We start from the raw sequence: 13,135 nt of genomic DNA on the forward strand, positions 1-13,135 counted from the left end.
TCCTCAAAAGCCTTGAATTCTCCCTCTCCTTTAAGGAGAGGGCTAGGGAGAGGTAAGATTATTTGTATTATAAATGGGATGGAATTCACCCCCTCATCCCAACCTTCTCCCTGAAGGAGAAGGAGCTTTCAAAATATTGAAATAAAAACTTCCAAAGGTCCAGAATGAATACTCGCCATTTTAGTCAACTTCCAAAACCTTATTTAGCCTATCCGAAAGTGATTAAAGGCTTGATTTTTAAAAAGCCGAAGGGTGAAAAAGTGCTACCGCAAGTTGAATATGTGGTGGATTCATTTAAGGTCGATCAAAAACATCTCAAAGCTTACAACGAAGTCTGTGGCTTTAAAAATAATGGTTATATTCCTGCAATTTATTTAGCGGTATTGTCTCAAAGCCTGCAAATGCACATGATGACGCAAGAAGCGTTTCCATTTGCAATTTTAGGTTTGGTGCATATTCGTAACCAGATTAAGCAAACCCGTAAAGTTGGGGTAAATGAACAGCTGACGTTGTCTTGCAAGTTTGGCGAATTACAGCCACATGACAAAGGTGTCCAGTTTGACTTTGTTACCACTGCAAAAGTAGGTAATGACGTGGTGATGGAAGGGACAACCACTTATCTTGCACGCCAAAAAACCAATGGCAAAGTTGCAGCTAAAGTGGCTGAATCAAAAGCACCTGCATATGAGATGCAAGCAGAGTGGAATGTATCGGAAAATACCGGTCGCCGTTATGCTTTAACTTCGGGTGATTTCAACCTGATTCATATTCATGCCATTACCGCAAAAGCCTTTGGTTTTAAACAAGCCATTGCCCACGGCATGTGGAGCAAAGCCAAAGCACTTGCAAGCTTGACGCTTCCAGACAGCTATGAAGCGGATGTATGGTTTAAGTTGCCGATGTACTTACCCTCTAAAGTGGAGTTTTTAACCGCAAATGAAGGTAAGAATATTGAATTCCTGATTCGAAATAGCAAGAATCAAAAGCCGCATGTCTCGGGTAGTATTAAAGTGCTATAAAAGCAAAGCCTAAGTCATTCATGATTTAGGCTTTTTGTTTTAAGCTTTAGGTAAATAGCGAGTGTTAGGGAAAGCACGGTTTAATGAATAAATTAAAACAATATATCTTCGCCAATCGCAATCATTATCAGGGTCATGTCGATGAGCGTTTTCAAGACCTCGCCAAACAATTTAGCCGTATGCAGGATGCACGTGCTGAACAAGGTGGGGCGGCTTTGGTCGTTTATTTCCAAGGACAGAAAGTCGTGGATATTTACACCGGTAAAAAATCGGCAACTGAAAACTGGCAATCCGATACGTTGTCCGTGTGCTATTCCACCGGTAAAGGGGTACTTTCGACACTGGCTCATATTTTAGTGAGCGAAGGTTTCTTAAATTACGACACGCCTGTGGCACAGTATTGGCCTGAATTTGCACAGAATGGTAAAGCGAAAATCACTTTAAGGCATATATTGAGTCACCAAAGTGGCTTATATGACATTCGTAATCAGATTGAAACGGCCTCTGAAATGGCTGACTGGTATCATATGCTGGACGTGATTGCAAAAGTCAAACCCCGTTTTGAACTGGGCACTGGTGCAGCTTATCAACCCTTAACTTTTGGCTGGCTGGTAGGTGGTGTGCTTGAAAAGGCGACAGGAAAATCTTTGTCAGATTTAATGCTGCAGTATCTTGTTCAGCCACTGCAACTAGATGGAGCGTACTTTGGCGTTACTGAATCAGAATTAGCAAGGGTTGCAAGACCGTTGGTGAAATTAAAAATAGATCCTAAGCCTTCATTACAAGCAAAACCGAAACAAAAGAAAGCGTCAGCATTTGAAAAGGCAATTGGATGGTCAGGACAAAACCCTCAAGATTTCCAGGATGCCATGATTCCCAAAGGGATGAAAAAATTTAGTTTCTTTAGTGATGAAGGTTTAAAAGCGGTGATTCCTGCTGCAAATGGAGTTTTCACTGCGAATAGTCTGGCAAAAATGTATGCCATGCTTGCCAATGGTGGTGAATGGAACGGTCAGCAATTGATTTGCTCCGGTATCTTTAAAGATTTGAGCACAGTTCAATATACCCAGCGTGACCGTATTATGCCGCTACCGATGCATTGGCGTTTGGGTTATCACCGAGTTTTAACTTTAGGGAAATCATCAAAAGGGTTTGGGCATATGGGTTTTAATGGATCCGGTGCGTGGTGTGATCCGGAGCGTAATCTAAGTTTCGCCTATACCCATAATTTTGCTACAGGTTCGCTCACGGGTGATTATCGTCTGTGGGGTTTAACCCAAGAAACCTTACGTTGTGCTGATGCCGTATTAAATGGGCGGAAGGGCTGGTTTTAAAAGATAGCTCATTTTAGAAATGTAAGCGAATATTCTGAAGGCGTAAATTCGGTAAAAGTGTGATATTTTCCCCACACCAAAATCTCTACATTGGGTTGTCCTGATGAAAAAGCCGCTTCTTATTCCGCTAATTGCTTCTTCTGTTTTGTTGGGTTGTCAGGATTCTACCCGGTCAAATATTGAAAATAATAAGCAAGTTGATCAGGTTTCCGAGCAAAAAGTTACGCTTGCGAAATGGGTTGGAGAATATCAGGGCACCACACCATGCATGGGTTGTATTTCTCGTTGTGAGGAATGTCTGGGTATGGCTGTAGATTTAGTGCTCAATCAGGACAAGAGCTATACTTTAAAACGTGAAAGTTTAAGTGGAAATGATAAGCGGGAAATCTATGCAGGACATTTCCGGTTTAGTAATCCTGAGCAGAGTAAACTTGAATTAATACAGGTCAAGACTCGCAATTTAATTTATGTGGATTTAGATCAGCAATTGCTTGAAATCTTGCAAGATCAGACCGGGAATATTTTTAATGCTGAAGATGATTTCATTTTAGAAAAGAATGTTTAATCCATTTTGTTTAAGCGTTTGCAAAATCTAAAAAATAGTTCTACTTATCTCGCATTTGATTGAATGCTTTTGCAGATTGTTCATTCACTCTTGACCAAAAAAACAGTATGCTTAGACCTGTAAAAAGGAGCATACATGTATCAAGTACTTGCGCGTAAATATCGTCCACGTAATTTTATTGAATTGGTTGGACAAAACCATGTGTCACGAGCACTCACCAGTGCCTTAGAACGTGGTCGTTTACACCATGCGTATTTATTTACTGGCACACGTGGCGTAGGTAAAACGACGATTGCGCGTATTTTGGCAAAGTGCTTGAACTGTGAAACGGGTGTAACTTCTACGCCATGTGAAGTATGCGCAACCTGTACAGCGGTCAATGAAGGCCGTTTTATCGATTTGATTGAAATTGATGCGGCATCACGTACTAAAGTTGAAGATACACGTGAACTGCTCGATAACGTTCCATATGCACCAACACAAGGTCGTTTTAAGGTTTACCTCATCGATGAAGTGCATATGCTGTCTACGCACTCATTTAATGCGTTATTGAAAACTTTAGAAGAACCGCCTGAACACGTCAAATTCCTTTTTGCGACCACCGATCCACAAAAGCTTCCGATTACCGTTATTTCCCGCTGTTTGCAGTTTACTTTGCGTCCATTGGCTGTGGATGAAATTACTGAACATTTGACTCATATTTTACAGAAAGAAGAGATTCATGCAGAACAGGATGCAATCTGGCAAATTGCTGAATCTGCACAGGGATCACTCCGTGATGCACTGTCTTTAACCGACCAAGCCATTGCCTATGGTCAGGGTGAAATTCAGCATCAAGATGTTAAAGAGATGCTGGGCTTGATTGACCGAACCATTATTTATGATCTGGTTCTAGCCATTCATCAAAATCAAAAGCAACGTGTCAGTGAATTGTTGATGCAATTTAGACAGCAAGCTTTAGATGTTTCGTTAGTTTTAGATCAGTTAATTTCAACTTTGCATGAACTGGCTTTACTGCAATATTTACCAGATTTAAGCCTGAAATATAGTGCTGAAATTAATAAGAAAATCATGCAATTATCGCAGCTGATTTCAGCACAAGATTTACAGTTGTATTATCAAGTCGCTTGTAAAGGTCGTTCGGATTTACAACTTGCCGTGACCCAAGAACAAGGTTTTGAAATGTGCGTGTTACGCTTACTTGCGTTCCGTCCATTGCAACCGAATGAAGTCTTGGTATCTGCGGCACAGGTTCAGCCACCAGCAGCACAAATTGCTGTTCAAGCATCTGTACAAAATATGCAGCCACAAGTGGATGAATATCAAGCACAAGCTGAGCCAGTTGCAGAAATTCAATCACAGTTAAGTTCACAGAATCCAGAACTATCTTCGGATGATTTTCTGGATGAACCCATACTTGAGGTTGCCGCACCGAATTCCCCAGTACATCCAGATCAAATTGTCTTTGATCCAACCTCAGAAGATGCCTTATTTGATTTAGATGAATCTAATAATGATATCAATGTCATGCCAGATAGCATTGATCAGATAGAAGCGAGCAGTGATGATTTTCTGTTTGATGAAATCGCACCGTTAAATGATGCTTTCGATACTGAAACTGCAAAGCCTCAAGATAGCATTACAGGGGTGGAACAAGCGGAAGATCTATTCTTAAGCCATCAGCAGATGCCGATTGAGTCTGTACACGCTGAAGCTGTACCAGCCAAAGTTATCACTGAGCCAACTCTTGAAGAAACTAAAGTAGCGGTTAAAACTGTATCCACACAAGATTCAGGCTTAATGCCACAAGATATCTTAAGACTAAGCCCTCAAGAGCTTGAAGGGGATTGGACAGTAGATAAGTGGGAATACTGGTTTAGAAATAGTGCATTATCACCCGCGGTGCAGGAATTGGCACAACAGGGGGTAATGACGGGTCAAGTTGATGGCGAATCGTTATTTCATATTCCACCGCAATATGAACAGTTGTTAAATCAGTTACAACACAGCTTAGAACAAGCCTTAAAAACTGAATGGCCGAATACCCATTTTCAGGTCAAATATGCTGAAGTTGAAACAACTACACCATATAAAATGCAGAATGAACGTAAACAGAGAGCCTATGCACGTGCCTCAGAGCTCCTTCATGCAGAAGCCGCGGTGAAGGATATTCTGCAAAATTTCGATGGTGAAATACAGAATATCCAGCTTAAATAAGTTTATTTATTGATACAGTATTGCGATAAAGCATCCCGCATTTCACTTGGAATCGGGGTGCTTTTTCGTGTCTGGCGATCTACAAAGACATGCACGAAATGACCTTGAGCAGAGGCGAAATCCTCACATGCTTTAAAAATCGCTAAATCATATTGCAAGGATGAATTGCCAAGTTTGGAAATCACCACACCCACCTCAATAATTTCAGGATAAGAAAGTTCCTGAAAAAAACTGCAGGCTGAATCGACGACCAGTCCAATGATGGGGGAAGATCGAATATCGAAGTCTGCCTTTTCAATCAGCAAGGCATTGGCTGCGGTATCAAAATAACTGTAATACATGACATTATTGACGTGACCATAGATATCATTATCTGACCATCGTGTTTGAATAGGTAAGAAGTATGAGAAATCAGCACGTTGTTTGGGTATTTGCTTCATTGTAATTTTATTTTCTATAGGTCATTTAGATTCAGTTGTACTGTTAAAAATAAATGAGTGCAAGCCGGTAAAAGCAAGGTCATTTACACAGAATTAAATGACCTTGCGATATTGTTTTTTATTGATACACTTTTTTCGGACCAATAAAAAGTTAATTAAATATAATATTAAGATCAATAGAACTATGCATAAATCGCTTGATAAATCTGTTGCGCATCCTGCAACTGCAGTTCACGCGGATTATTTTGTAAAAGTCGGGTTTGCAACATGGCATCATTGGCTAATTGCTCAAGCTTATTTTGCGCAACATTTAAATCTTTCAGTTTTAAAATCAAACCGCTTTTATCGAGATGATTTTGCATATGGTCAATAAATAAATCGCATAAACCATCCGTGCTGCCGGTACTTTTTGGATCCAGCCAACACATCAACTCAGCATAGAGCGGCTTGGCATTGGGCGCATTAAACTTTAAAACTTCGGTCAAGACCAAAGCATTGCTATGACCGTGGGAAATATGGAAATGTCCACCTAAAGGATAAGCCAATGCATGTACCGCAGCGACTGGAGCATTAGCAAAGGCTTGACCGGCAAGCATTGAACCGACCAGCATATTTTGACGTGCTTCTAAGTTCTGTCCATCTGCCAAGACCAGGCTTAAATTGTTATTGAGTAAGCGTAATGCTTGTTTGGCCAGCATATCAGCATAAGGATTCTTTTTTATTTTGGAAGTATAAGCTTCAATGGCGTGCACCATTGCATCTATCCCCGTTGCAGCAGTGATATGTGTAGGCAAGTTTTGAGTAAAAGTAGCATCTAAAATGGCGACATCTGCAAATAAAACCGGAGACACAATACCTGTTTTTGTGGTTTCACCTGTAGTGACAATAGAAATGGGGGTGACTTCAGAACCGGTACCTGCCGTGGTGGGAACTAAAAATAATGGCAGTCGTGGATTTTTAGCATTATTGATGCCATATAAATCTTGCAATGTTTGTTGTTGTGCCGGATGTGCCAAAATGGCGATGACCTTTGCGACATCTAAAGAACTTCCACCACCAAAACCTAACACGATATCGATTTTTTCATTCTTGGCGAATTGAACAGCATCTAGCACAATATGTTCTGGTGGATCAGCCTGAACGCTAGAATAAATGACATAATCCAGTTGAATGGTTTCAAAAATTTCAATAATCGGTAAATGAAGTTGCTGCTGAATCATGCCGGGATCGGTGACCAGCAACAGCTTTTTATAAGATTGCTGTTGCAACAATTGCTTTAACTCATAGATCGAGCCAAGCCCTGAAATAATATTCGAGACGGTCTGGAATTGAAAATGGCTCATCTATTGCTTCCTTTTTGATATCAATTTCAAGATTATTGTTTTAGCGTTCTATAGGATTCATCCCATAAATAACTTACCATAAGACACCTGAAAATAAAGTAGTTGTCGAGGTTGTTATGTCATCCAAAACGCCATATAAGGTGTTATGTGTGTGTTTAGGAAATATTTGTCGTTCTCCCACGGCAGAAGTGGTGCTTAGACATTTTTGTGATGAACATCAGCTCAATATTGTGATTGATTCAGCCGGAACCAGTAATTACCACCCCGGAAAAGCGCCGGATGAGCGTAGTCAGAAGCATGCTTTAAAGCGTGGCTATGATTTATCAGCCTTGCGTGCACGCCAATTAAAGCTCCAGGATTTCATTGAATTTGATCTGATTTTGGCAATGGATCATGAAAATTTATCGAATATTCAAGCTCTTTTAGATCAAGCACATATAAAATATGGAGCGGCTCAGATTCGGGCAAAAATTGCATTGATGAGTGAATATGATCAAACTTACCTAAAACAAGCTTTACCAGACCCGTATTATGGTGGGGTAGACGGTTTTGAGCGGATATTGGATCAATGTGAGTCGAGTAGTCTGGCGTGGGTCAATATTTTTAGACAACAGTCCAAACAACAGATCGATGTGAAATAAAGGTTTAAGCACATGAATATTCAAACTCAAATTCAACTTAAGCCTTTTAATACCTTAAGTCTTGATGCGACTGCATCACATTATATTAAAGTCCAATCGCAACAAGAATTGGTGGATGCGTTAAATTATGCCAAGCAGCAACAGTTAAATGTCCTGATTCTGTCTGGTGGCAGCAATATGTTATTGCCCGAACATATTCATGCACTGGTGCTGCATATAGATATTCAGGGTATTGAACATCTTGCTGAAGATGAATACTGCAAGACTATTCGCGTGGGTGCAGGACAAATCTGGCATGACTTTGTTTTATGGACCACAGCGCAAAATTTATACGGTTTGCAAAATCTGGCTCTCATTCCAGGTTTAGTCGGTGCTTCCCCAGTACAAAATATTGGGGCCTATGGGGTTGAAGCAGGCGAATTTATTGAATCGGTTCATGTTTATGATCGCCAGTTAGAGCAATTCCGCCTTATTCTGGCTTCAGACTGTGATTTTTCATATCGGCATAGTATTTTTAAAGATGATCCGAATCGTTTTGTGATTACTCATGTGACTTTTAAGTTGCATAAGCAGGCGAATTTAATGTTGAATTATGGGGATCTTAAGCAAGCGGTAGGCGATGAACAAACAGCTGAAAACTTGCAAAAACAAGTGATTCAAATTCGTCAAAGCAAGTTGCCAGATCCAAAAGAATATCCCAATGTGGGAAGTTTCTTTAAAAATCCGATTGTTTCAGCACAGTTTTATGACCATTTAGCACTATCATTTCCGAATTTACCTCATTACCCTCAAGCTAAAGGTGGCGTTAAAATTGCAGCAGGCTGGTTGATTGATCAATCGGGTTGGAAAGGTAAGCAGTTAGGTATGGTGGGGATGTTTCATAAACAGGCCTTGGTTTTGGTGAATTACGACCAGGCGACTTTGGCGGATGTGAAAGCCACTTATTATGCGGTACAACAGGATGTGCAGCAAAAATTTAACATTTTATTGGAACCTGAGCCGGTACTGTTTGATGAAACTGGTTTAATTCGTTCACATAGGGAATAAGAAAATTATGGCGAAATCGCATTGGATGGTTCGATTGGTACAAATAGCATCGGTGTTATTTGTTCTTTTCGGCTGTTTCATGGTTTTGATTTATTCGCCATTTTATTCAGGCTGGGTGGTAAAAGCCCTGAACAGTTTTGTTCCTGTTGAAGTCAATCAAGTGGCTGCGAAAAGTCAACAAATGGCTGCATTGAGCGAACATGAGAATCTGGAGCCGGGTTCTAAGTTATGGATAGCCCGACAAGCCTATTTAAAGCTGATGGAAGAAGCGATCCAAAGCCACAATTCGCAGAATCTGACTGTGATTCAGGCACGCTATAAAGCCTTGCAACACATGATTGAGGAGGCGCAACAGCAGGAAAATGATGCTCAGGAAAAACCACGTATTCCGTTGCTTGCAAAACCCGTAGATGACGGGATAGCACAAGAAGATCCCGCTCAAACCGTTAAAGATTTGTTGGACTTGAACAGTACTGAAAATAAAGCGTTAATGGAAAAATATGTAGAATTTCTTCGCACGCATAAGATTGAACAGGAACAAATTGCTCAAGAACCTGTCGATGAAACCATTTACCAGGATATTGCATTAATTCACGAACAGAATGAGCAACCTCAGCTGCAAAGTTCAAAACCTTATGCCATTGTGGTCTTAGGCGGTGGACTCACATTGGATAAAAATGGCAAAGATATTGTGGTGAATGACTACACACGGCTGCGTTTGGAAAAAACTTTAGCGATCGAAAAAGAATATAAACTTCCAATCGTACTGAGTGGTGTAGAAGCACCGTATATGCAACGCTGGTTGAAAGAACATGAGGTCAATGCGAAATTGCTGGAAGACCGAAGCATGAATACCTGCGAAAACTCGCGTTTTAGCTCGTTGTTATTGCAAAAAAAGGGTGGAGCACCGAGGGTGATATTAATCACAGATCGTTATCATATGCCGCGTACGCGTCGTTTATTTGCATTAAATGGTATTGAAACTGTGCCAGTTGAAGCACCAATGCCAACGCATCTGACACACTGGCGTCCAAGTGAACGAAATTATGATCATAGCCGCCGTGCCAATTATGAAATATTAGCTACCATTCGTGATGTCTGGTTTGGTCCCAGTGATTGTCGGGAGGTGCCTTAATGCCAGATAGCCCATTTTTAAATCCCAGTATTTTAAAACAGCTGGATTTGCCGATTCCGAGTCGAGAAACCACACCCCAATTGCTTGAAGCCTTAAACCTGAATAAGCCTTATCAACCTTCAGTGGAGATACAGGCTTATCGTAAATTATATGGTTTGCATTTACTGGAGTGTGAGCATTGGCAAGGCTATGTGCAAATGCCTTTGTTTAAATTGCATGTACAGGTATTCCAACCTAATTTAGCCAATCTTGCTTTTAATAAAATACGCGGAACGGTGTTTTTATTGCATGGCTATCTGGAACATAGCGGGATTTATCAGCCGATTATTCGCGAATTACTAGAACAGGGTTTTAGTGTCATCACTTATGATTTACCCGGTCATGGTTTAAGTGATGGTTCACCTGCGAACATTAAGAACTTTGATCATTATCAGCAGGTTTTGCATGCTGTTTATCACTACGTTAAAAATGCCAGTCAATTACCCAAACCATGGTTGGGCATTGGCCAGAGTACCGGTGGGGCCATTTTGCTGCATCATTTGCTCGCGTTTGCGGAGCGCCGTGAAAACCCATATGTGGAGCGTGTGTTATTGCTTTCTCCACTGATTCGACCGGCGAAATCGGCTTGGTGGCATAATTCTGTAGGTTTAGGCATTATTCGCCGCATCAAGCGTCAAGTGCCACGTCATTTTAGACGCAATAACCACAATCCCGAGTTCCTGCGCTTTGTACGTTTAAAGGATCCTTTGCAGCCGCGTATGATGGGTATGGACTGGATTCTGGCCATGTCCAAATGGATGCAAGAGATGGAAGCACGTCCTGCCTGTCGTATTCCTGTATGGTTGGCGCAAGGTGCGCAAGATCAGACCGTGGACTGGCGTTATAACATTGAGTTTATTCGTCGCAAGTTTCGGCTACAAACCTTATTGATGCTTGAAGAGGGATCGCATCAGTTAATTAATGAACGCGCGGATATTCGGGCTGCATTGACGGGTCTGATTCCAGCATTTTTACATGCACAAAGTTCAGATGGCTATTATTAAACTTCATGAGAATGACTGAATCAGAAAAGGTCGTATGAGCCAAGATAAGTCAGTTAAATCATGAACTGGTTTTTCTTTTTAAATTCCACATAGGGTCTGATACATATACAGATCATCCGCAACCTGTGCGATATTTTAACTCAACTGTTTGTGCAAAAAAGTTATTTTAAATGCAGAAATTGAATAGGTTTTGCGGATGACACATATTTTTGTTCTTTTGGCGAAACAAAGAAAAAAATGAGCTTCAGATATTAGATTTAAAAATAGTAAGACTTCTTTGTGAATGAGCAGAATAATAAAGAGTGGGTTGAAAAGCTTATAATGACCAATCGCGATTAGTCGTCATAAGCTTTTTTTGCTAAATCTCAGCAAATCTATTACTCAAAGCAGGGTTAAAATTTCTCTGCATGAGCTAAATTCCACATCCGGAAGTAAAAATTTTCATCATCTTTATCTTCACAGCTGAGTAACTCACCTTCTTTTAACCAAAAGTGTAATTGCGCATAATTCTTGATTTCCCGGTCATTGATGCGCTGCGCGAGATGGTGAGCCTTAATATCCGCTGGATGTTTTAGTCCGGCCGCAGCAATCATTTCAGACAAAGCCAGCATGGTATTTTTATGGAAATTTAATACACGTATGGCTTTGGTAGGAACATGCAGGGCTTTTTGTCGCTCTTTGTCCTGAGTTGTAACACCCACCGGACATTGATTGGTATGACAACTCTGCGCTTGAATACAGCCGACCGCGAACATAAATCCACGTGCTGAATTGACCCAGTCTGCACCAATTGCCATGGTACTGGAAATATCAAAAGCACTGATAATTTTACCACTTGCACCAACTTTAATTTGATTGCGTAAACCTGCACCAACCAACGTATTATGCACAAACAGCAAGCCTTCTCGTAAAGGCGTACCTACGTGGTCAATCAGTTCAATCGGCGCTGCCCCCGTGCCACCTTCAGAACCATCCACCACAATAAAGTCTGGAATAATTTTAGTTTCCAGCATGGCTTTAACAATACTCATAAATTGCCAGGGCTGACCAATACACAGCTTGAAGCCAACCGGTTTTCCGCCTGATAACTCACGCAACTGTTGAATGAAATGCATCATTTCAATTGGTGTATTAAAGGCTGAATGTTTAGAAGGAGAGACACAGTCATGCTCACGACTGATACCACGAATTTGGGCAATTTCTTCTGAAATCTTGCTTTTAGGCAAAATACCGCCATGTCCGGGTTTTGCCCCTTGCGATAATTTAATTTCAATCATTTTGACTTGCGGTAGCAGGGCTTGTCGGGTAAATTTTTCCGGATCAAAGTCTCCATCTAAAGTACGGCAGCCAAAATAACCACTACCCAGTTCCCAGACAATATCGCCACCATTTTCCAGATGATAAGGGCTAATACTGCCTTCACCGGTATCATGAGAAAAATTGCCCATTTTCGCCCCCAAATTTAAAGCTCGGATTGCATTGGCACTCATACTGCCAAAACTCATGGCGGAAATATTCATAATGGAAGCACTATAAGGCTGCTGACATTGATCATTACCGATCTGAATACGAAAGCTGTCAGGATGGGCAGGCTTACATGGGGTAATGGAATGGGTAATAAAGCGATAATCTTGCTGATAGACATCAATAATAGAACCGAAGGGTTTATCGGCATTTTCATTCTTTGAGCGTTGATAAACCAGACTGCGTTGCATGCGTGAAAATGGCAGGGCATCTTGATCGGCTTCAATAAAATACTGGCGAATTTCAGGACGAAAATCTTCAAAAATAAAGCGGAAATGCCCCATGATTGGATAGTTTTTTAGGATTGAATGTTTATTCTGCAGGATATCGTATAAGCCGACTAAACTCAGTACGCCTGATATTAACCATAAGGAATTCAGTAAAGTATCGGAAATAAAATAATAAATATAATGTGGTGCATAATTTAGTCGAAACCACGTAATGGTCAGGGCAATAAAAACAAAACTCAACCACACTGAATAACGAGAGAAAAATGTATTTAAAAATTTATGTCTAACGGCTTGAACTGGACCTGGCATTCTAATTGTTTTCCATAAAATTATGAATCACTTAAATGTGCCTAGTTTAGCAGCTATCAACAAGTTCTGATTTGTAAAACTCATAATATGGCTCAGTATATCGAGCCGCATGTCACATTGATCATAAAAAATTATTTTATTGCCGCATTATTAGGATGAAAGCTAATGCTGCTCTTAAACAATATTTGATTTGGATAAAATGTAAGACTTTTGATTATGAAGTCCGCCTAATAGAAATGCAGAATAAATGCTTAATATAAATTCAGCATAAAGTTTCTGATCTTATGA

General features: G+C 40.6%; 11 protein-coding genes. 8 read left to right on the top strand and 3 right to left on the bottom strand.

Translation table 11 applies throughout. The features are described from left to right. Positions 1–164 precede the first annotated feature (164 nt). The 4 genes from AY606_RS07915 (at position 165) to dnaX (ending at position 5,135) form a co-directional block, all read left to right on the top strand. On the top strand, positions 165–1,019 hold the full coding sequence (locus AY606_RS07915; protein WP_067866870.1) for a MaoC family dehydratase: 855 nt from the start codon (positions 165–167) through the stop codon (positions 1,017–1,019). Positions 1,020–1,102: 83 nt separating this feature from the next. Continuing rightward, the gene (locus tag AY606_RS07920) at positions 1,103–2,353 is read left to right on the top strand and encodes a serine hydrolase domain-containing protein (protein ID WP_067866872.1); all 1,251 of its coding nucleotides are present in this window, start codon (positions 1,103–1,105) and stop codon (positions 2,351–2,353) included. Positions 2,354–2,456: 103 nt separating this feature from the next. Next, positions 2,457–2,918: a copper resistance protein NlpE N-terminal domain-containing protein gene (locus AY606_RS07925; RefSeq protein ID WP_067866874.1), complete on the top strand. Its 462-nt coding sequence runs from the start codon at positions 2,457–2,459 to the stop codon at positions 2,916–2,918. A 135-nt stretch (positions 2,919–3,053) separates the two neighbouring features. Then, positions 3,054–5,135 carry a DNA polymerase III subunit gamma/tau gene (gene dnaX, locus AY606_RS07930; RefSeq protein WP_067866876.1) on the top strand — a complete coding sequence of 694 codons (2,082 nt, stop codon included), beginning with the start codon at positions 3,054–3,056 and terminating at the stop codon, positions 5,133–5,135. Positions 5,136–5,137: 2 nt separating this feature from the next. Here dnaX and AY606_RS07935 read toward each other — a convergent pair whose 3' ends face one another. Together AY606_RS07935 and AY606_RS07940 are read right to left on the bottom strand one after the other, a co-directional pair. Next, positions 5,138–5,575 carry an acyl-CoA thioesterase gene (locus AY606_RS07935; RefSeq protein ID WP_067866879.1) on the bottom strand — a complete coding sequence of 146 codons (438 nt, stop codon included), beginning with the start codon at positions 5,573–5,575 and terminating at the stop codon, positions 5,138–5,140. Between the two features lie 182 nt (positions 5,576–5,757). Further along, positions 5,758–6,918 carry an iron-containing alcohol dehydrogenase gene (locus tag AY606_RS07940; RefSeq protein ID WP_067866881.1) on the bottom strand — a complete coding sequence of 387 codons (1,161 nt, stop codon included), beginning with the start codon at positions 6,916–6,918 and terminating at the stop codon, positions 5,758–5,760. Positions 6,919–7,034: 116 nt separating this feature from the next. Here AY606_RS07940 and AY606_RS07945 point away from each other — a divergent pair, with 116 nt between their 5' ends. The 4 genes from AY606_RS07945 to AY606_RS07960 are packed head-to-tail and all read left to right on the top strand — an operon-like array spanning position 7,035 to position 10,784. Next, positions 7,035–7,559, top strand: a complete 525-nt coding sequence (locus AY606_RS07945) for a low molecular weight protein-tyrosine-phosphatase (RefSeq protein ID WP_067866883.1) — start codon at positions 7,035–7,037, stop codon at positions 7,557–7,559. A gap of 12 nt (positions 7,560–7,571) precedes the next feature. Next, positions 7,572–8,606 carry a UDP-N-acetylmuramate dehydrogenase gene (murB, locus tag AY606_RS07950; protein ID WP_067866885.1) on the top strand — a complete coding sequence of 345 codons (1,035 nt, stop codon included), beginning with the start codon at positions 7,572–7,574 and terminating at the stop codon, positions 8,604–8,606. Positions 8,607–8,613: 7 nt separating this feature from the next. Then, positions 8,614–9,741 (top strand): YdcF family protein, encoded by a 1,128-nt coding sequence (locus AY606_RS07955; RefSeq protein ID WP_067866887.1) that lies wholly within the window; start codon positions 8,614–8,616, stop codon positions 9,739–9,741. Next, entirely contained in the window at positions 9,741–10,784 is a 1,044-nt protein-coding gene (locus AY606_RS07960) for an alpha/beta hydrolase (protein WP_067866889.1), read from the top strand. Before AY606_RS07955 ends, AY606_RS07960 begins: the two co-directional genes overlap by 1 nt. Before the next feature lie 392 nt (positions 10,785–11,176). Here the strand turns inward: AY606_RS07960 and AY606_RS07965 are convergent, their stop codons facing one another. Then, positions 11,177–12,847, bottom strand: coding sequence for an FMN-binding glutamate synthase family protein (locus tag AY606_RS07965; RefSeq protein WP_067866891.1), 1,671 nt, complete (start codon positions 12,845–12,847; stop codon positions 11,177–11,179). Positions 12,848–13,135: the final 288 nt, after the last annotated feature.

Origin of the sequence: Acinetobacter sp. SFB (assembly GCF_001647545.1) — a bacterium.
GTDB lineage: Bacteria > Pseudomonadota > Gammaproteobacteria > Pseudomonadales > Moraxellaceae > Acinetobacter.